The following is an 18749-nucleotide window of genomic DNA, read 5'->3' on the forward strand; positions in this document are numbered from 1 at the left end:
CTTACACCGCCTTATTCGGGTCAAAGGCATCGCGCACCGCTTCGCCAATAAAAATCAACAGCGAGAGCAGGACGGCGACGGAGAGAAAACCGGCTATCCCGAGCCACGGCGCTTGTAGATTGTTTTTGCCCTGTAACAGCAGCTCGCCCAGCGATGGCGACCCCAGCGGCAGGCCGAAGCCGAGAAAATCGAGCGAGGTAAGGGTGGTGATGGAGCTGCACAGAATAAACGGCAGGAAGGTGAGGGTCGCCACCATGGCGTTCGGCAGCATGTGACGGAAGATGATCCCGCGATCGCTCACCCCCAGCGCCTGGGCGGCGCGGATATAGTCAAAGTTGCGGGTACGCAGGAACTCTGCGCGCACCACCCCCACCAGCGCCATCCAGCCAAAGAGCACCGTGATGGCCAGCAGCCACCAGAAGTTAGGCTGAACCACGCTTGAGAGCAGAATAATCAGGAACAGCGTCGGCATCCCGGACCAGACTTCGATAAAGCGCTGCCCCCAGAGGTCAATTTTGCCGCCGTAATAGCCCTGAATCGCCCCGGCCAGCACGCCCATCACGCTGGAAAACAGGGTCAGCATCAGGCCAAACAGAATCGAAATCCGCGTCCCGTACAGAATACGCGCCAGCACATCCCCGCCGTTGGCATCGGTGCCGAGCCAGTTTTGTGCCGAAGGCGGAGACGGGAACGGGGTGGAGGTGGCAAAGTTAATGCTGGTGGCACCAAAGCGGACCGGGGTCCAGAGCACCCAGCCGTGCTGGTCTAGCTGGGCCTGTAACCACGGATCCTGGTAATCCGCCGCGGTGGCGAAGGGGCCGCCAAAATCGCTTTCGCTGTACTCTTTCACCACCGGGACGTACCAGCGATCGTTAAAATGCACCAGCAGCGGCTTGTCGTTGGCAATCAGCTCCGAGCACAGGCTGAGGGCGAAAAACAGGGCGAAAATCCACAGCGACCAGTAGCCTCGGCGATTGTGACGAAAGCGAGCCCAGCGGGCCTGATTAATGGGGCTTAAGCGCGGCATCAGCGACCCTCAAAATCAATGCGCGGATCGACCAGCGTATAGCAGATATCGCTGAGGATATTCAGCAGCAGGCCAATCAGGGTGAATATATAAAGCGTGCCAAACATCACCGGATAATCCCGCGAGACGGTGGCCTCATAGCCGAGCAGCCCCAGGCCGTTGAGAGAGAACATCACCTCAATGAGCAGGGAGCCGGTAAAGAACATGCTGATAAAGGTGGCGGGAAAACCGGCGATCACCAGCAGCATGGCGTTGCGAAAAATGTGTTTCCACAGGATGCGCCGCTCGCTCACCCCTTTGGCGCGGGCGGTGACCACGTACTGCTTGCGGATCTCGTCGAGGAAGGCGTTTTTGGTCAGCATGGTCAGGGCCGCAAAGCCGCCAATCACCGTCGCCAGCACCGGCAGGGTGATGTGCCACAGATAGTCAGTTATCTTTTTGTACCACGGCAGGCTACTGAAATCGGTCGACACCAGTCCGCGCAGCGGGAAGAGGTCGAAGTAGCTCCCCCCGGCAAAAAAGACGATCAGCAGCACGGCAAACAGAAACGCCGGGATCGCATAGCCAATAATAATGAAGGTGCTGCTCCAGATATCGAACCGGCTGCCGTTATCCATCGCTTTGCGGATGCCGAGCGGGATCGAGACCAGATAGATAATCAGGGTGCCCCACAGCCCCAGGGTGATGGACACCGGCAGGCTCTCTTTTATCAGATGCAGGACCGAGGCGCTACGGAACAGGCTGTCGCCAAAATCAAAGCGCAGATAGTCCCCCAGCATTTTGAAGTAGCGTTCGTGGATCGGTTTATCAAAGCCGTAGCGCTGGGTGATCTCGGCGATCACCTCCGGATCCAGGCCGCGCCCGCCGCGATAGTGGCTCTCATTGATGTTGCCCACCCCGGTGCGGGCGTGGCTGGCGCGCATCCCTTCATCGCCCCCGCCGGGCATCGACCCGCTGTTACCGAACTCGATGGCGGCAATGGCCTGATCCACCGGGCCGCCCGGGGCGATCTGCACGATAAAAAAGTTGATGGTGATGATCGCCCACAGGGTGGGGATCACCAGCAGTAAACGACGAAGTAAATAAGCGCCCATTGCGTATCCTTAACGCCGCTCGGCGGGTAATTTCGCCGCTCTGTTAACGTCATACCACCAGTTTTCAAACCCGAGCGAGTAGACCGGGCGCTGCGCCGGAAGCGCGAATTTATCCCAGCGGGCCACCCGGTCCTGGCCCATAAACCACATTGGCAGCATGTAATAGTTCCAGGTCAGGATCCGATCCAGTGCCCGCCCGAGGGGCAGCAGCTTCTCTTTGTCGCCCTGCGCGGCCACGATCTGCGCAATCAGGGTATCGACGGCCGGGTTTTTCACCCCCGGCGCATTATAGGTTGAGTCAATGTACTGGGAGGCCCAGGAGATTTGCAGGTCGGTGCTTGGCCACGGCATGGCCCGCCACAGGCGCGGCATCATATCGTAATCGCGGTTGCGCATCCGGTTGGTGATCTGTGAATTATCCACCTGGCGGATGTTCATGGTAATGCCGAGCCGTTCCAGGTTGTGCTGGAACGGCAGCACCCACTGGTTATTGCCCCCCGAGGCCAGCAGCAGTTCAAAGCTGAGCGGTTTGCCGGTTTGCTTGTTGATCCGCTGTTTATTTTTAATCTCCCACCCGGCCTCGTCCAGCAGCTGGCTGGCTTTCAGCAGGTTGTTACGATCGTAGCCGTCGCCTTTTGAGACCGGCGGCTGGAAGACGGTGGTAAAGACTTCCGGGGGAACCTCGCTTTTCAGCGGCCCGAGTAGCGTCAGCTCCGCGGCATCCGGGTAACCCTTCGCCGCGTACTCTGTATTCTGGAAGTAGCTGTTAACCCGGCTGTAGGCACCGTAAAACAGGGCCTTGTTCATCCATTCAAAATCAAAGGCGAGGGTAATGGCCTGACGAACGCGGCGATCGCTGAATACCGGGCGCTGAATATTAAACGCCAGCCAGCGCGTGTCCTGTGCGGAGTCATTTTTTAGCGCCTCTTTGACGATAAAGCCGCGGTCAAAGTTTTTCCCGGTGTAGCGCGTGGCCCAGTTTTTGGCGCTGCTCTCGACCCGCATATCAAAGGCCCCCGCTTTAAAGGCTTCGAAGGCCACGTTATCGTCCAGATAATAGTCGTAGCGCAGGGTATCAAAGTTCCAGCGGCCCCGGTTCACCGGCAGGTTGGCCGCCCAGTAATCTTTTACCCGGGAGTAGATCAGATACTGCCCCATCCGCCAGTGGGTGATGCGATACGGCCCGCCGGCCAGCGGTGGGGTGGAGAGCGGATCGCTGAGCTTGTGATCCTTCCAGAACTTTTCGGGCATTACCGGCAGGGTCAGCAGGCTCAGCATGTCCTCTTTATTGGGGTTAGCGAGCGTGATGCGCACCGTCAGCGGGGCGATGGCCGTCACCGTTGCCCCTTTATAGACCAGCCGGAACTGCGGCACCCCTTCGGTCATAAACTTATGGAAGGTGAAAGCCACGTCGCTGGCCTTCACCGGAGTGCCGTCATGGAAGCGCGCCAGCGGGTTGATGGTCAGCTCCATCCAGGAAAAATCATCGGCATAGCGCGCCATCTCGGCCACCAGCGGATAGTAGCTTCCCGGCTCATCGTCGGAGGTCGTAAAGAGGGTGTCGTAGAGGGCGTCGGTGCGCTCGGCCGCCACGCCGCGCAGGGCATAGCGGTTGAAGTTGTCGAAGGTACCGCTGGCCGCCAGGGTAATGCTGCCGCCTTTGGGCGCGGCAGGGTTAACGTAGTCGTAGTGATCGAAATTGATGGCATATTTCGGTTCGCCAATCACCGCGAACGCATAGCTCTCTTTAATGGTTTGCGCCTGGCTGAGTCCACTCATCATCGCCATCAGCAGCACTATCATGCGCACAATCATTCCGCTACGTTTTCCTCTTGCAGTCTGCCCGGGCCGAATACCTGAATAATAAGTGACGTAGCGGTGGTTGGGAAATTATTCGCAGTCCTGGTGAACATCCGGTTTCCAGGTTAAAAGCTGCTCCAGGCGCATCGGGCGGCTGATCCAGTAGCCCTGCAGCAGATTGACGCCGTGATCGCGCAGCCATTTCGCCTGCTCGGGAGTCTCGACGCCTTCGGCGATGGTCACCATATTGAGCCGCCGGGCGAGGGTCAGCACCGCGTCCAGCACCGGAGACGTGACGGTCTCCATGCCGATGGCGTTGACGAAGCCCCGGTCGATTTTGAGATAGTCCATGGTAAAACGCTCAAGGTAGATCAGGGCGCTGTGCCCGGTGCCAAAATCATCTACCGCGATTTCAAATCCTTCCAGGTGCAGCCACTCAAACAGCTTTGTCGCTTCCCGCTGGTTCAACATATCGCGCTCGGTAATTTCGAGCACAATCTGGAAATGGTCCGGCGGCAGCGCGGCGGCAAATTTGCGCATATCCTCCTTGAAGCTGTCGGCGTGCAGATGGCCCGGCGCGATGTTAATTCCCAGCTTGGAACCCACCGGGAAGCGTTTTTTCAGCGCCGGAGCATCGCGCAGAATCAGGTCGAAGAGATGCAGCGTCAGGGGCACAATCAGCTTCTGTGCTTCCGCGAAGCCAATAAAGGCATCCGGCGGGATCTCCCCGGCGCCGGGATGATGCCAGCGCATCAGCACCTCTACACCGCCCGGCTGCAGGTTAACCGCGTCCACCACTGGCTGATAGACCACGTAAAACTGATTCTGCTTAATGCCGGTGAGGATCTCTTTACGCGGATTGGCGCGATTCATCAGCCAGTAGAAGCAGAGCACCCCGATGCTGGAGCCGCACATCAAACCAAACAGCAGCGCAAATTGCAGATCGTCCAGCGTCCAGCTTTCGGCATACAGATTAATGGTCAGCGGCAGCCCTTCAATCCGGCTTGAGCGCACAGGGTTTTCATCCAGATTCGAAACGTGAATTAAACGATTTGAATAGGTCGAAAAAGAGGTATCGCCAATAATAAGGGCAATACCGGCAAATTCATCCTGGCGGGCGGTATATAACAGATAGGGGGTAAGGTTGAGGTTAATTGAAGTAAATACCCCGCCGTTCTTCATGAGCGGATTTCGGTGCCATAACACAATAGCCGGTTTTTTCGGCATCATCGGCGTCCCGGGCAGCAGGGCCATATCGACCTCTTTATTAACGTCGATCTCCGGCACCAGATCGCTGAGCAGGACATGCATTGGCCCGGTTGCTGACGAGCAGAAGGCGATTTTATCTTTCACCAGCAGGAAGGCACGGACGTTAAGACTGAATGCGGCGCGGGAGGTCAATTCTGAACTGACCTCGTGGCACTGGCTTAAGGTCAGCGGCTGCAGTTCATCAATGGAGACGCGCAGCTCTTTGAAATAATCCGCCATGTAGTCATGGAGGTCGGTAATCAGGTTATTGTATTTCACTTCCCGTTTGTGATAACTGAAAAAAAACTGCATACCGCCGCAGAGCAGGGCAACAATAAGACCGACTAGCACGCTGAGCATCAGCACTTTTCGGCGGGTTGATAAATGGCGGGTAAACATAAATGTTATGGGATCCTGATGTGCCGCCCGCGTTATCATGACGGCTAAACACACACAACTACAGTCTATAACCTGGAACGATCTTCATGTGGAGATACAAAAAAAAAGCACTGCAGTAGCAGTGCTTTTTTAACATGCTGTCAGCCAAGGGAAACGGACAGCACAGGCGGTTAACTGCGAGTCAGTACACGACGCGCTTCATTGTAGCGCTTCTTCCAGTAGGGCTCGTTCATACTGGAGATCGTCACACCACTGCTGGTGGACGCGTGGACAAACTGGTCGTTACCAATATAGATGCCGACATGACGGCCGGTAGAACCCGCACGGAACAGCACTAAATCGCCGGTGCGTAAGCTGCTACGCGAGATCGATTTGCCCATTTCCTGTTGTTCATAGGTTGAACGCGGAAGTTCTAAACCAAACTGTTCGCGGAAAGTACGCTGTACGAAACCGGAACAATCAATCCCTTTACGTGTATCGCCGCCAAGGCGATAGCGCACGCCTTTCCAGCTAGCATACTGGTCCATTAATCGGGATTTGATATCCAGATTGCTGACCATCTTTTCAAATTCATCCTGAGAAGCTTGCAGTGAAGAGGCGTCTTCTGACCCCACAACACGCGTCTCAGGATGCATATTCTTTGCGGTATTCGATGCGCTACAAGCTGAAAGCAGAACCGCTACTGCAATCGCCGGGATCACCCGTGAGAAGTATCTCAAGATCGGTTGAGATTTGACCATGTTGTTTATTATCCCTTGAAGTCCTTAACGACAAATATCGTTATAAAAAAATGCCAAGCGAGACGAGACTAAATACCTGCGCACTATCAGACAATTCTTTATGGTCAAATCTGTGGCGAATCGCACAAATTTATTTACAACGATAATAATTGCAGCGCTGAGGTAAAACGAGTCTGAGAGTACCCGATCGGGGCTATCATTGCGAGTAAAAATAACCAATTTTTTATAAGAAAATGTGATACCGAAAGTTAGCTGCCGGGATAGCAATATTACGGGGTAATTTAGGTTAAGGAATGCACAACGCGTTAATTTCTATCGTGATTAATATGACGCGAAGATGACAACTGCAAGGAGAGGGAGTGAATAATCCATCAGGGATCTGCAATGATCCCTGATGGAAATAGTTAATTTCGGTAAGTAACTTGTTTTAAGCTTGTTGAATTAGCTGGGGCAGGTAGCGATCAAAAAAGGTTATTAAACGCTCACTCAATGGGGTCATCAGACACCAAGGAAGCCCAATCAACGCCACTGAAAGGGATCCGACGGCAATATCGCTGAACCAGTGCGCGCCAATCATTACCCGTGGGAAAGAGAAAACCATAAAAATAATCAGGGCTAATGCGAAAGTCTTATGACCAAAATAACGCCACATAAAGGCGGTGAAAATAAGCAGCATCATCCCGTGATCGCCGGGGAAACTGTCCTTCGAGGCGTCTTTTGTCGAAATATGCAGCAGTTCACTGACGCGGTAGATATCCGGGAAAAATAGCGTCGGACTTGCGCGTTTCACCGGAATAAGCGCCTGCGCCAGCTGGTTCAGGACCACCGCGGTCAGCAGCATCACCAGGCCAATCATCAGAATACGCCGCCGTCCGGCAGCGCTCTCGTTGCGCCAGAAGGTCAGCATCAGGTAGCCCATTGCCAGCAGAGAGCAGACGTCAAAGGCGCGGTTGTTGGTGATAGCCACCAGCCACAGGAAGGCGCGACTTTCAACCAGCTGGTGGTTGAAGAAGTGAAATATTCCGCTGTCCAGCGGGAACCAGAAACCGTGGTTGGCAGGCAAATACCAGGATAAAAAGAGAGCCACGCCAGCGAGGTTAAGCAATAAGATAGGTAATAGTCGGGTTTTCATTATCATGCCGTAAGCTGTTAAAACAGGGCAACGTTAGTTGCCCGAACTTAAACGAAGCTTCAACAAGCTCGACTGTAAGGCGTTCCAGTCGGTGTTAACCGCACTAATTAACTCTATTCGGCTATCCGGCGGTGCCGCGCCCTGGGTCTCAATATGAAAATCAGCGCCCTGACGATTAACCTGCAGCAGCCCCTCGGGAATACGCATTACCCCTTTCACGCGTTCAACCGGTGCCAGCCGTACCCACTCCAGCAAACCGATGGTGTCGAAGCAGGTGTCGGCATCAAATACCCAGCCGCAGGCCTGATGCCCCTGGCCGCTGTTCAGGCTGCGACGCCAGCGCTGGTGAGCAGGGAGGCTCAGCGCGGCCAGGCCCTGTTTTTCGCCGTGACTGTGGGCATGCGCGTCGCTGGCGGGCAACGCATTCAGATTGCGACGCGGCAGGTCGAGCAGAGCGTTATCGATATTCCCCTGCGTGGTGTATAACAGCTGACGTTCGCCGCCGAAGTGCTGCCACCAGATATCCAGCGCGGCGCGGCTTTCCGCGGTGGCGCGATCCTCTTTATTGGCGATGATGATGTCGGCGGCGGCAAGCTGATCGCGGAAATTCTCGTTCTGGACATATTTTTCGTCCAGCAACTGACGCGGGTCGAGCAGGCACAGGGTGGCGCGCAAATCGATCCACGGCTCATAGACCGGGGCGGTCAGCAGGTCGAGGATCTGCTTCGGATGGCCCAGCCCGGTGGGTTCAATCAGCAGCCGGTCGGGCTTGCCCTGACGCAGCAGCGTATTCAGCCCTACCTGCATCGGCAGGCCGTTCACGCAGCACATGCAGCCCCCCGGGATCTCCTTCACCAGCGCCCCGTTATCGGCCAGCAGCGCGCCATCAATGCCGATCTCGCCAAATTCATTGACCAGCACGGCCCATTTTTCAGCAGGATCTTTATTCGCCAGCAGGTGCAGTATCGACGTGGTTTTCCCGCTGCCGAGAAAGCCAGTAATGAGATTGGTTTTAGTCACAGGTGCTCCAGGTGATAAATGTAATGCTATAACAATTATCAGTAATCCTGCCGCAAAAGAACAGCCCCGGAAAGGGGAGAGGGCGAACGGGAGGCTTCCCGCTCGCCTTAAGCGCACCAGAGGTTAAAGCGGGAGGGTATCGATAATGGCCTGGCGCGCGCCCGACTGGCGGATGCGCTGGTAAGCCGCGCTTACGGCCTCCACGAACTGCGGATCCTGCGGCAGGTCGGTGCCGAAAATTTCAGTCAGTGCCAGCAGGGCGGCGACGCGCTCCTCTTCGCTGCTGGTTTCGACGATGGCACGGATCTTATCGCTCAGCGGATCGCGTACATCAATGGCATGGCCCGCATCGTCCACTCCGCTGACGTAGCGCATCCAGCCCGCAACCCCGAGGGCCAGCAGCGGCCAGGCGGTGTCGCGCTGGCGGTGGAGGCGAATACTCTCCAGCATCCGCTGAGGCAACTTCTGGCTACCGTCCATCGCAATCTGCCAGGTGCGGTGCTGCAACGCCGGGTTGGCAAAGCGATCAATCAGGCTGTCGGCGTAGGCCGTCAGATCCACCCCGGTGATGCGCAGCGTCGGGGCCTGTTCTTCAAGCATCAGGCGACGGGCGGCGTCACGCAGCGCGCTGTCCGCCATGCAGTCGTTGATATGGGCGAAACCGGCCAGATAGCCAAGATACGCCAGGAACGAATGGCTGCCGTTAAGCATACGCAGCTTCATCTGCTCCCACGGCAGGACGTCCTGCACCATCTGCACGCCAGCCACTTCCCACTCCGGGCGACCGGCGACAAAGTTGTCTTCGATCACCCACTGGATAAAGGGCTCGCAGCTGATGGCGCACGGATCTTCGACGCCCACCTCACGAGCGATTTCCGCAAGGGAGTCGTCGGTGGCGGCGGGCACAATCCTGTCCACCATGGTGCCCGGGAAGCTGACGTTGGCCGCGATCCACTCTGCCAGCTCTGGCGAACGCGTGTGGGCCATGCCCAGCACCGCGTTTTTCACCACGTGGCCGTTATCGGGAATGTTGTCGCAGGAGAGCACGCTGAATGGTGCCAGACCCCGCTCGCGGCGGCGGTGCAGGGCTTCGACGAGGATCCCCGGCGCGGAGTGCGGCGTATCCGGGTTTTCCAGATCGTGGATAATGCGTTCATTGCGGGTATCCAGCTTGCCGGTGGCCGGATCGATGCAGTAGCCCTTTTCGGTGATGGTCAGAGAGACAATCGCCACCTGCGGCTCGCAAAATTTCTCAATAATGGCCGCCAGCGAATCAAGCTTAGCGTTCAGACATTCATGCACCGCGCCCACGATAATCGGCTGATTACCCTCGGCACCTTTCTCCAGCACCGTAAACAGATGATCCTGCGCGCGCAGCTGGCTCATCAGCGTATCGCCGCTAAACAGGCTAATCTCACATATCCCCCAGTCGCCGCCTTTGGCGTTCAGCACCCGGTCGGTCAGGAGCGCCTGATGCGCGCGATGAAAGGCACCAAAGCCGAAATGGACGATACGGGAGCGTAGCGCCTGGCGATCGTACTGCGGCTGTAACACGTGAGCGGGTAGCGCGGTGGAGGCAATTGTCTTCATGAAATACACACCTGATTAACCATTAATTAACAATGCCAGTGTAAAGTTATATGACAACAAATTGAATTGGTGAGCCGTAATTATCCGGGAACTGTGAGATGGATCAATCAATATAGCGAGATACATTGACCTCTCTGGCTACGCATGTATGGTAGTCGTCATCTGAGTCGATAATATTGGTATAACAACTTTAGAGGGTGAATCAATGGAACAAACCTGGCGTTGGTACGGGCCGAAAGACCCGGTTTCTCTTGATGATGTGCGTCAGGCTGGCGCAACGGGCGTCGTCACCGCACTGCACCATATTCCCAACGGCCAGGTGTGGCCGGTGGAAGAGATCAAAGCGCGTCAGGCGCTGCTGGCTGAGAAGGGGCTGACCTGGTCAGTGGTCGAAAGTATTCCGGTTCACGAAGAGATCAAAACCCATTCCGGTGACTACCAGACCTGGATTGCCAACTACCAGCAGAGCATCCGCAACCTGGCGGCCTGCGGCATCGATACCGTGTGCTACAACTTTATGCCGATCCTCGACTGGACGCGTACCGACCTGGAATACGAAATGCCGGACGGCTCTAAAGCGCTGCGCTTTGACCAGATCGCTTTTGCCGCCTTCGAGCTGCACATCCTGAAACGCGATGGCGCGGCGGCAGATTACACTGCAGAAGAGCAGCAGCAGGCCCAGGCGTGGTTCGACAACGCCAGCGAGGCCGAGATTGAAAAACTGACCCGCAACATTATCGCCGGCCTGCCGGGTGCGGAAGAGGGCTACACCCTCGACCAGTTCCGCGCGCGTCTGGCGGAGTATGGCAACATCGACAAAAACCAGCTGCGGGAAAACATGGCCGTCTTCCTGCGCGCCATCGTACCGGTGGCGGAAGAGGCGGGCGTGCGTCTGGCGGTTCATCCTGACGATCCACCGCGTCCAATCCTCGGCCTGCCGCGTATCGTCTCCACCATTGAGGATATGCAATGGCTGAAAGAGACGGTCGACAGCATTTACAACGGCTTCACCATGTGTACCGGCTCCTACGGCGTGCGTGCCGATAACGACCTGGTGCAGATGATTGAGACCTTTGGCGACCGGATCCACTTCACCCACCTGCGGGCCACCTGCCGGGAAGACAACCCGAAAACCTTCCACGAAGCGGCGCATCTCGGCGGCGACGTGAATATGGTGGCGGTGGTCGATGCGATTCTGGGTGAAGAGCAGCGCCGTAAGCGGGCGGGCGATCTGCGTCCGATTCCGTTCCGTCCGGACCACGGGCACCAGATGCTGGACGATCTGCGTAAGAAAACCAACCCGGGTTATTCCGCGATTGGACGTCTGAAAGGGATGGCGGAAGTGCGCGGCGTGGAGCTGGCGCTGAAGATGACGAAGTACCCAGAACTTCTGTAGGTTCAGTTGCCGGGTGGCGGCGTCGCCTTACCCGGCCAACAACAGCACCAATAAAAAAACCGGCTCAATGGCCGGTTTTTTTGTAGGCCCGGTAAGCGTAGCGCCACCGGGCAAATGTCACATTAGTCAGCACGACCCATATAGCGTTTTTCTTCGATATGGATGCGGATCTTCTCGCCTGCGGAGAGGTATTCCGGCACCTGTACCACCAGACCGGTGGTCAGGGTTGCTGGTTTGTTACGGGCAGAAGCGGAGGCGCCTTTAATTCCTGGTGCGGTTTCCACGATCTCCAGATCGACGGTCTGCGGCAGCTCCAGCGCCAGCAGTACGCCATCCCAGGTCAGAACCTGCATGTCCGGCATGCCGCCTTCTGGAATAAACAGCAGCTCTTCTTCAATCTGATCTTTGGTGAAGATGTATGGGGTGTAGTCTTCTTTATCCATAAACACGTATTCGTTGCCGTCCACGTAGGAGAAGTCGACATAACGACGGGTCAGGGTAACGGTATCCACGATATCGTCGCCTTTGAAACGCTCTTCAACTTTCAGGCCGGTACGCACATCAGCGAAACGCATTTTGTACAGCGTTGCTGCGCCACGGGCGCTTGGTGCCTGAATATCGATGTCTTTTACAATCAGCAGCTTGCCGTTGTAATTCAGCACCATACCTTTCTTAATTTCGTTCGCTCTTGGCATTGCAGTAATCCTGTTCACGGGAAGGTCAAAAATATCGCGTCAAAGTACTCGCGCGCGGCATTTCAGGCAAGTGGATTTCGCGGCTTTTGCTATCAATACGCAAAAGGTGTTACTGTGCGCGTCACGCCCGCGGGAGCGGCTTTCTTTCAGGTAAAGTACGTATATGGATTGCCGACCGGACTGCGGAGCATGTTGCACCGCGCCCTCCATCTCCAGCCCCATTCCCGGCATGCCCAACGGCAAGCCTGCCAACACCCCCTGCGTCCAGCTGGATGCACAACAGCGCTGCAAAATCTTCGGCTCGAGCTTGCGGCCTAAAGTCTGTGCCGGTCTTCAGCCTTCGCTCGAGATGTGCAGCACCTCGCGCGGGGAGGCCATGACCTGGCTGCTCGAACTCGAGGCGCTGACCGCGCCTTAAATATCCTTGATGCGCGTCAGGCAGAGGGTGGTGAGGATGCACATCCCCAGCGCAATCCAGAATACCGCGTGATAGCTCCAGATCTCGGCCACCACCCCGGCCACAGAACCGGCAATAATCCAGCCCACGCGGGTGGTATTGGTATAGAGCGTCGTGGCAGCACCCGCCTGGCCCGGCATCAGATCCTGGAAGTAGAGCATGCCGATCCCGGCGAGAATGCCAATATAGATAGCGTTCAGCAGCTGTAATCCCAGCAGCACCACCGGCGAGTGGGCGGTCAGCATTCCGACGTAAAACAGCAGGCCCGCGACGGCGGCAACGCGCATCAGGAAGCGTTTACCGAAGCGTTTAGCGTAATAGCCTGCAATCAGCATCGTGGGGATCTCCAGCCCGGCGGCCGTCCCCATCATCACCCCTGCCAGCTTCTCGGACAGATGCAGCTCATTAATGATAAACAGCGGCATATTAATGATGTACAGGCTGTTGGTGCCCCACATTAAGGTGCACACCGTAAACAGCAGCAGCGCGTCGCGACGGTTGCGGCGAGGGGACTCCAGCACCCCGGTCGCCAGCTTCGGCTCTTTGCGCATCGTCGGCAGGAAAAACCACACCATTGCGCCACAGACCACAAACGCCACGGCGGCGCTGATATACATCGCGGAGAAACCAAACCCCATTGCCAGGGCGTAGGCCAGCGGCGGCCCGACGACCCACGCCAGCGAGACCTGGGCGCGGAGGATCGAGCTGAACATCACCGCCTCGCGGCCGGTATGGTCGGCATGCTCCCGCGCTAAAGCGAACAGCTGCGGGTTGGCGGTGGAGCCAAAGCTGCTGAGAAACACGCCGACAAACAGCAGCACGAAATAGTTACGGTTCCAGGCGAACAGCAGGCAGGCAAAAACGCCCATCAGGCAGCAAAAGACGATCAGGGATTTGCGGTCGCCTTTCTTGTCCGAACGCCCGGCCAGAAACTGGCTGACCAGGATGCCGATGATGGCGCTGCCGGTAAAGAAGAAGCCGACCATGGCCGGACGGACATGTACCTCGTTGGTGAGGAACAGGCTCAGGGTAGGGGTTTGTAACGCACCGGCAATCCCGGTGAGGAAGGCAACAATTAAAAACGCCGATGAGGTCAAGTCAAATGACTTGGGAGAGGCGGCGGCGGGGGTCGTATGCATGTTTCTGTATCAGTGATATGAAGAGAGGCGGAGTTTACGCCGCTTGTCAGAAAATAAACAGATAGCGAAATCAATTACCCCACGAAAAATCAAAATCCCCTTTCAGATTGTTATACGCGGTTGCTGAAGTTGCTGAAACACAGCGGTGAAATTTAAAACAGAGAAGAAAAAATGCGTTATCAGGCAATAAAATGTGCTGCACATCTAAATTTTGTATGCTGAATTGTAACTTTACTTGCATGCTTTTGTAGAAAGAGCAAGACTTCTTGAAACGTTTCAGCGCTATCGGGTATCACTGAATCAACCGGAATAGCGTATTTTTTTTCATGTTAGCTGAAACGATTCAATTTCAGCAGGAGTGGAGAACCATGTTCCAGTTATCCGTGCAGGACATTCATCCCGGCGAACAGGCCGGTACTAAAGAAGAGGCTATCCGGCAGATCGCCGCCGCGCTGGTGCAGGCGGGCAACGTCGCCAACGGCTACGTTGACGGCATGCTGGCGCGTGAGCTGCAGACCTCAACTTTTCTTGGCAATGGCATCGCCATTCCGCATGGCACCACCGATACCCGCGATCAGGTGCTGAAAACCGGCGTTCAGGTCTATCAGTTCCCGCAGGGCGTGCTCTGGGGCGAAGGCCAGGTGGCCTATGTCGCCATCGGGATTGCCGCCAGTAGCGATGAACACCTCGGCCTGCTGCGTCAGCTAACGCACGTTCTGAGCGACGACGCGGTGGCTGAACAGCTGAAATCCGCTACCACCGCCGAAGAGCTGCGCGCGCTGCTGATGGGTGAAAAGCAGAGCGAAGCCCTGAAACTGGATAACGATACGCTGACCCTGGACGTGGTGGCTTCCGATCTGGTGACCCTGCAGGCGCTCAACGCTGGTCGCCTGAAAGAGGCCGGTGCAGTGGATACCGCTTTCGTGGCTCACGCCGTAAACGACAAACCGCTGAACCTCGGTCAGGGCGTCTGGCTGAACGACTGTGCTGAAGGCAACCTGCGCAGCGCTATCGCCGTCAGCCGTGCGGCCACTGCTTTTGATACCGCAGGTGAAACCACAGCCCTGCTGGTCACCGTCGCTATGGCGGATGAACAGCCGGTTGAGGTGCTGAAGCGCCTGAGCGACCTGCTGCTGAACAAAAAAGCTGAACAACTGCTGAAAGCCGATGCCGCGACTCTGCTGGCGCTGCTGACCAGCGATGATGTGAATACCGATGAACTGCTGAGCGCCGAGTTTGTGGTGCGTAACGAACATGGCCTGCATGCCCGTCCGGGTACCATGCTGGTCAATACTATCAAGCAGTTCAACAGCGACGTGACCGTCACCAACCTCGACGGCAGCGGGAAACCGGCCAACGGTCGCAGCCTGATGAAGGTTGTTGCGCTGGGCGTGAAGAAAGGCCACCGTCTGCGTTTCACCGCGCAGGGTGCAGATGCTGAACAGGCGCTGCAAGCGATTGGCGAGGCCATCGCGGCCGGTCTGGGGGAGGGCGCATAATGAGCAGACGTGTTGCCACTATTACGCTGAACCCGGCTTACGACCTCGTGGGCTTCTGCCCGGAAATTGAACGCGGCGAAGTGAACCTCGTGCGTACCACTGGCCTGCACGCAGCAGGTAAAGGGATTAACGTTGCGAAAGTGCTGAAGGATCTCGGGATCGACGTCACCGTCGGCGGTTTCCTCGGCAAAGATAACCAGGACGGTTTCCAGCAGCTGTTCAGCGAGCTGGGGATTGCCAACCGTTTTCAGGTGGTGCAGGGCCGTACCCGCATCAACGTGAAAATGACCGAAAAAGATGGCGAAGTGACCGACCTGAACTTCTCCGGTTTTGAAGTCACCCAGGCCGACTGGGAGCGTTTTGTGAATGACTCCCTGACCTGGCTGGGTCAGTTCGACATGGTTTGCGTCAGCGGCAGCCTGCCGTCCGGCGTCAGCCCGGAAGCCTTTACCGACTGGATGACGCGCCTGCGTAGCCAGTGCCCATGCATCATCTTTGACAGCAGCCGCGATGCGCTGGTGGCCGGTCTGAAAGCCGCGCCGTGGCTGGTGAAACCGAATCGTCGCGAACTTGAGATCTGGGCTGGCCGTAAACTGCCAGACTTAAAGGATGTGATTGATGCTGCCCATGCCTTACGTGAGCAGGGTATCGCTCATGTGGTTATCTCGCTGGGTGCAGAGGGCGCGCTGTGGGTTAACGCCTCCGGCGAATGGATCGCCAAGCCGCCGTCGATGGAAGTGGTCAGCACCGTGGGTGCCGGCGACTCGATGGTGGGCGGGTTGATTTACGGCCTGCTGATGCGTGAATCCAGCGAACACACGTTACGTCTTGCCACCGCCGTTGCTGCCCTGGCCGTCAGCCAGAGCAATGTGGGGATCACCGATCGTACCCAGTTAGCCGCGATGATGGCGCGCGTTGACTTGAAACCTTTTAACTGACAGCAGGAGAGGCATAATGAAAACGCTGCTGATTATTGACTCTGCACTCGGACAGGCGCGCGCCTATATGGCGAAAACCTTGCTGGGTTCGGCGGGACATAAAGCACACCTTGATTTCATCGACAACCCGGGCGATGCCGAACTGGTCATCGTACTCGGCGACAAGATCCCGGCCGACAGCTCGCTGAACGGCAAAAAAGTGTGGCTGGGCGATATCAATCGCGCCGTTGCTCACCCGGAACTGTTCCTGAGCGAAGCGAAAGGCCATGCGGCGCTGTATACCGCTCCTGTCGCGGCAGCAACGGCAACGGCGGTCACCAGCGGTCCGAAACGCGTGGTCGCGGTAACTGCCTGCCCAACCGGCGTGGCGCATACCTTTATGGCGGCAGAAGCCATTGAAACCGAAGCCAAAAAACGCGGCTGGTGGGTGAAGGTTGAAACCCGCGGCTCCGTGGGCGCAGGCAATGCCATCACCCCGGAAGAGGTGGCAGCAGCGGACCTGGTGATCGTGGCCGCGGATATCGAAGTGGATCTGGCGAAGTTTGCCGGGAAGCCGATGTACCGCACCTCAACCGGTCTGGCGCTGAAGAAAACCGCTCAGGAACTGGACAAAGCCCAGGTCGAAGCGAAACCCTTCCAGCCTGCGGGCAACACGGCCTCTTCGGCTTCTGAAGGCAAAAAAGAGTCTGCCGGGGCTTACCGTCACCTGCTGACGGGCGTCTCCTATATGCTGCCGATGGTGGTGGCGGGCGGTCTGTGTATCGCGCTCTCCTTCGCCTTTGGTATCGAGGCCTTTAAAGAGCCTGGTACTCTCGCAGCGGCGCTGATGCAGATTGGCGGCGGCTCGGCGTTCGCGCTGATGGTGCCGGTGCTGGCAGGTTACATTGCGTTCTCCATCGCTGACCGTCCGGGTCTGACTCCGGGTCTGATCGGCGGTATGCTGGCTGTGAGCACCGGCTCTGGCTTTATCGGCGGGATCATCGCCGGCTTCCTCGCCGGTTACGTCGCGAAGCTGATCAGCTCGAAGCTGAAACTGCCGCAGAGTATGGAAGCCCTGAAACCGATCCTGATCATTCCGCTGTTCTCCAGCCTGATTGTTGGCCTGGGCATGATCTACCTGATCGGTAAACCGGTTGCGGGTATCCTCGAAGGCCTGACCCACTGGCTGCAGACCATGGGCACCGCCAATGCGGTCCTGCTGGGTGCGATCCTCGGTGCGATGATGTGTACCGACATGGGTGGTCCGGTGAACAAAGCGGCTTACGCGTTCGGCGTTGGCCTGCTGAGTACCCAGACCTACGCCCCGATGGCGGCCATCATGGCTGCGGGTATGGTGCCACCGCTGGCGCTGGGCCTGGCGACAATCGTTGCCCGTCGTAAGTTCGACAAGGCGCAGCAGGAAGGCGGTAAAGCGGCGCTGGTTCTGGGCCTGTGCTTTATCACCGAAGGGGCTATCCCGTTTGCCGCCCGTGACCCGATGCGCGTTCTGCCGTGCTGTATCGTTGGCGGCGCGGTGACCGGTGCTATCTCCATGGCGATTGGCGCAAAACTGATGGCACCGCACGGTGGTCTGTTTGTCCTGCTGATCCCGGGTGCGATTACGCCGGTGCTGGGTTACCTGTTTGCGATTATCGCTGGTACACTGGTGGCAGGTCTCTCCTACGCGGTAGTGAAACGCCCTGAAGCTGAAGTGGTTGCCGCGAAAGCAGCATAAGTTCTCTTAAAAATAAAAGGCAGAGGAAACTCTGCCTTTTTTTATTGTAATAACGCCTTGAAGGTGTTCCCCGGATCCATCTCCCGTGCCAGAGCAATAAGCTGCGGCTTATTTTTAATAATGTATCCTGCCTTCTGTTTCACCAGCACGCCATCATGCGTCAACTGCGCAATAACAAATAAAAGATGCCGGTAAGACACACCCATGTATTCTGCGGCTTGCGTATGTTTCTCGCGATATATATCACAATTCTGCGTGAGTAAAATAAAAGCTGCCAGTCGATTAATCAACGGGAAAGACTGGTTTTGGGTTAAGGATACGATATTACGGTAATTTTTATGGCTTAACGCAACACAAAGGTGGCGTAAAAATGTCGCATCGTTTAGCAATAAATATCGGTACTGTTTGACAGGCAATGCCAGGCACCAGCACTCCTCAATGGCCTGAACCGCTCGCGGTTCGTGATCTGCGTCGACTAATTCAATCTCGCCAATAAAACAGGGTGCGCTAAAAAAATCAATTAGCGAAACCTTGCCATTGGGCAGGGTGGCGTACAGTTTAGCCCGTCCTCGCACGAGGTAGAAGAGATAAGCGGGCTGGCAGCCCTCTTTGACAATAAAGTCCCCGGCCGCCATCTGTACTAAACGGGTGTCACGTAAAATATCCAGCGAAAACCGCGCCTTATAACCCGATTCCTGAATAAATTGCTGCTTTAACGCATCATTGTGGATCTCTTTCACTGCAGCTTCCTGATGTGAGATTTCTCATACTGAGCATAGGTTTTCCGTTGTTAGGATTCAATCGTCAACATAAGTCCTGCCTTTGATGAATCCAATTAACGTAACAGCGAACTGAGGAAGT

Annotated in this window: 16 protein-coding genes; 5 read left to right on the plus strand and 11 right to left on the minus strand. The window is 56.6% G+C overall.

Annotated elements, in window-relative coordinates; translation table 11 throughout:
- Position 1: 1 nt before the first annotated feature.
- The 8 genes from V7Q49_RS00745 to V7Q49_RS00780 all read right to left on the minus strand — a co-directional run bounded on the left by V7Q49_RS00745 (position 2) and on the right by V7Q49_RS00780 (position 10050).
- On the minus strand, positions 2–1027 hold the full coding sequence (locus V7Q49_RS00745; RefSeq protein WP_333848820.1) for an ABC transporter permease: 1026 nt from the start codon (positions 1025–1027) through the stop codon (positions 2–4).
- Positions 1027–2121 carry a microcin C ABC transporter permease YejB gene (locus tag V7Q49_RS00750; RefSeq protein ID WP_333848821.1) on the minus strand — a complete coding sequence of 365 codons (1095 nt, stop codon included), beginning with the start codon at positions 2119–2121 and terminating at the stop codon, positions 1027–1029. The genes V7Q49_RS00745 and V7Q49_RS00750 overlap by 1 nt, the downstream gene beginning before the upstream one ends.
- Before the next feature lie 9 nt (positions 2122–2130).
- Positions 2131–3936, minus strand: a complete 1806-nt coding sequence (locus V7Q49_RS00755) for an extracellular solute-binding protein (protein ID WP_333848822.1) — start codon at positions 3934–3936, stop codon at positions 2131–2133.
- A gap of 75 nt (positions 3937–4011) precedes the next feature.
- Positions 4012–5568, minus strand: coding sequence for a cyclic di-GMP phosphodiesterase (locus V7Q49_RS00760; protein ID WP_333848823.1), 1557 nt, complete (start codon positions 5566–5568; stop codon positions 4012–4014).
- Between the two features lie 170 nt (positions 5569–5738).
- On the minus strand, positions 5739–6308 hold the full coding sequence (gene mepS, locus V7Q49_RS00765) for a bifunctional murein DD-endopeptidase/murein LD-carboxypeptidase (RefSeq protein ID WP_077226278.1): 570 nt from the start codon (positions 6306–6308) through the stop codon (positions 5739–5741).
- Positions 6309–6735: 427 nt separating this feature from the next.
- Positions 6736–7440, minus strand: coding sequence for a phosphatase PAP2 family protein (locus tag V7Q49_RS00770; protein ID WP_333848824.1), 705 nt, complete (start codon positions 7438–7440; stop codon positions 6736–6738).
- A 33-nt stretch (positions 7441–7473) separates the two neighbouring features.
- The gene (locus V7Q49_RS00775; RefSeq protein WP_333848825.1) at positions 7474–8460 is read right to left on the minus strand and encodes a CobW family GTP-binding protein; all 987 of its coding nucleotides are present in this window, start codon (positions 8458–8460) and stop codon (positions 7474–7476) included.
- Positions 8461–8583: 123 nt separating this feature from the next.
- Complete coding sequence (locus V7Q49_RS00780; protein ID WP_333848826.1) at positions 8584–10050, minus strand: mannitol dehydrogenase family protein; 1467 nt, start codon at positions 10048–10050, stop codon at positions 8584–8586.
- Between the two features lie 205 nt (positions 10051–10255).
- Here V7Q49_RS00780 and uxuA point away from each other — a divergent pair, with 205 nt between their 5' ends.
- Complete coding sequence (uxuA, locus tag V7Q49_RS00785; RefSeq protein ID WP_333848827.1) at positions 10256–11446, plus strand: mannonate dehydratase; 1191 nt, start codon at positions 10256–10258, stop codon at positions 11444–11446.
- A gap of 122 nt (positions 11447–11568) precedes the next feature.
- Here uxuA and yeiP read toward each other — a convergent pair whose 3' ends face one another.
- Positions 11569–12141: an elongation factor P-like protein YeiP gene (yeiP, locus tag V7Q49_RS00790; protein WP_014884579.1), complete on the minus strand. Its 573-nt coding sequence runs from the start codon at positions 12139–12141 to the stop codon at positions 11569–11571.
- A gap of 163 nt (positions 12142–12304) precedes the next feature.
- On the opposite strand from yeiP, the gene V7Q49_RS00795 reads away from it, so the two are divergent.
- Complete coding sequence (locus V7Q49_RS00795; protein ID WP_333848828.1) at positions 12305–12559, plus strand: YkgJ family cysteine cluster protein; 255 nt, start codon at positions 12305–12307, stop codon at positions 12557–12559.
- On the opposite strand, the gene setB is transcribed toward V7Q49_RS00795, so the two are convergent.
- Positions 12556–13737, minus strand: coding sequence for a sugar efflux transporter SetB (gene setB / locus V7Q49_RS00800; RefSeq protein ID WP_333848829.1), 1182 nt, complete (start codon positions 13735–13737; stop codon positions 12556–12558). The genes V7Q49_RS00795 and setB overlap by 4 nt on opposite strands.
- Positions 13738–14105: 368 nt before the next feature.
- Between setB and fruB the strand changes: the two genes are divergently transcribed.
- From fruB to fruA, 3 genes are read left to right on the plus strand one after another with little or no spacing between them, the layout of a single operon-like run.
- Positions 14106–15236 carry a fused PTS fructose transporter subunit IIA/HPr protein gene (fruB, locus tag V7Q49_RS00805; protein WP_333848830.1) on the plus strand — a complete coding sequence of 377 codons (1131 nt, stop codon included), beginning with the start codon at positions 14106–14108 and terminating at the stop codon, positions 15234–15236.
- Positions 15236–16174 carry a 1-phosphofructokinase gene (gene fruK / locus V7Q49_RS00810; protein ID WP_142486491.1) on the plus strand — a complete coding sequence of 313 codons (939 nt, stop codon included), beginning with the start codon at positions 15236–15238 and terminating at the stop codon, positions 16172–16174. Before fruB ends, fruK begins: the two co-directional genes overlap by 1 nt.
- 16 nt (positions 16175–16190) lie before the next feature.
- Complete coding sequence (gene fruA, locus V7Q49_RS00815; RefSeq protein WP_333848831.1) at positions 16191–17888, plus strand: PTS fructose transporter subunit IIBC; 1698 nt, start codon at positions 16191–16193, stop codon at positions 17886–17888.
- Positions 17889–17929: 41 nt separating this feature from the next.
- On the opposite strand, the gene V7Q49_RS00820 is transcribed toward fruA, so the two are convergent.
- Entirely contained in the window at positions 17930–18628 is a 699-nt protein-coding gene (locus V7Q49_RS00820; RefSeq protein ID WP_333848832.1) for a transcriptional regulator YeiL, read from the minus strand.
- Positions 18629–18749: the final 121 nt, after the last annotated feature.

The organism is Leclercia sp. (assembly GCF_036780805.1).
In the GTDB taxonomy this organism is placed as follows: Bacteria; Pseudomonadota; Gammaproteobacteria; order Enterobacterales; family Enterobacteriaceae; genus Enterobacter.

Excerpts from the sequence above, each read along its gene's own strand:
- fruA (WP_333848831.1), top strand. The coding sequence starts at position 16,191 with ATGAAAACGCTGCTGATTATTGACTCTGCACTCGGACAGGCGCGCGCC.
- setB (WP_333848829.1), bottom strand. The coding sequence starts at position 13,737 with ATGCATACGACCCCCGCCGCCGCCTCTCCCAAGTCATTTGACTTGACC.
- V7Q49_RS00745 (WP_333848820.1), bottom strand. The coding sequence starts at position 1,027 with ATGCCGCGCTTAAGCCCCATTAATCAGGCCCGCTGGGCTCGCTTTCGT.
- V7Q49_RS00795 (WP_333848828.1), top strand. The coding sequence starts at position 12,305 with ATGGATTGCCGACCGGACTGCGGAGCATGTTGCACCGCGCCCTCCATC.
- V7Q49_RS00755 (WP_333848822.1), bottom strand. The coding sequence starts at position 3,936 with ATGATTGTGCGCATGATAGTGCTGCTGATGGCGATGATGAGTGGACTC.
- yeiP (WP_014884579.1), bottom strand. The coding sequence starts at position 12,141 with ATGCCAAGAGCGAACGAAATTAAGAAAGGTATGGTGCTGAATTACAAC.
- fruB (WP_333848830.1), top strand. The coding sequence starts at position 14,106 with ATGTTCCAGTTATCCGTGCAGGACATTCATCCCGGCGAACAGGCCGGT.
- uxuA (WP_333848827.1), top strand. The coding sequence starts at position 10,256 with ATGGAACAAACCTGGCGTTGGTACGGGCCGAAAGACCCGGTTTCTCTT.
- V7Q49_RS00760 (WP_333848823.1), bottom strand. The coding sequence starts at position 5,568 with ATGTTTACCCGCCATTTATCAACCCGCCGAAAAGTGCTGATGCTCAGC.
- V7Q49_RS00770 (WP_333848824.1), bottom strand. The coding sequence starts at position 7,440 with ATGAAAACCCGACTATTACCTATCTTATTGCTTAACCTCGCTGGCGTG.
- mepS (WP_077226278.1), bottom strand. The coding sequence starts at position 6,308 with ATGGTCAAATCTCAACCGATCTTGAGATACTTCTCACGGGTGATCCCG.
- V7Q49_RS00750 (WP_333848821.1), bottom strand. The coding sequence starts at position 2,121 with ATGGGCGCTTATTTACTTCGTCGTTTACTGCTGGTGATCCCCACCCTG.
- fruK (WP_142486491.1), top strand. The coding sequence starts at position 15,236 with ATGAGCAGACGTGTTGCCACTATTACGCTGAACCCGGCTTACGACCTC.
- V7Q49_RS00780 (WP_333848826.1), bottom strand. The coding sequence starts at position 10,050 with ATGAAGACAATTGCCTCCACCGCGCTACCCGCTCACGTGTTACAGCCG.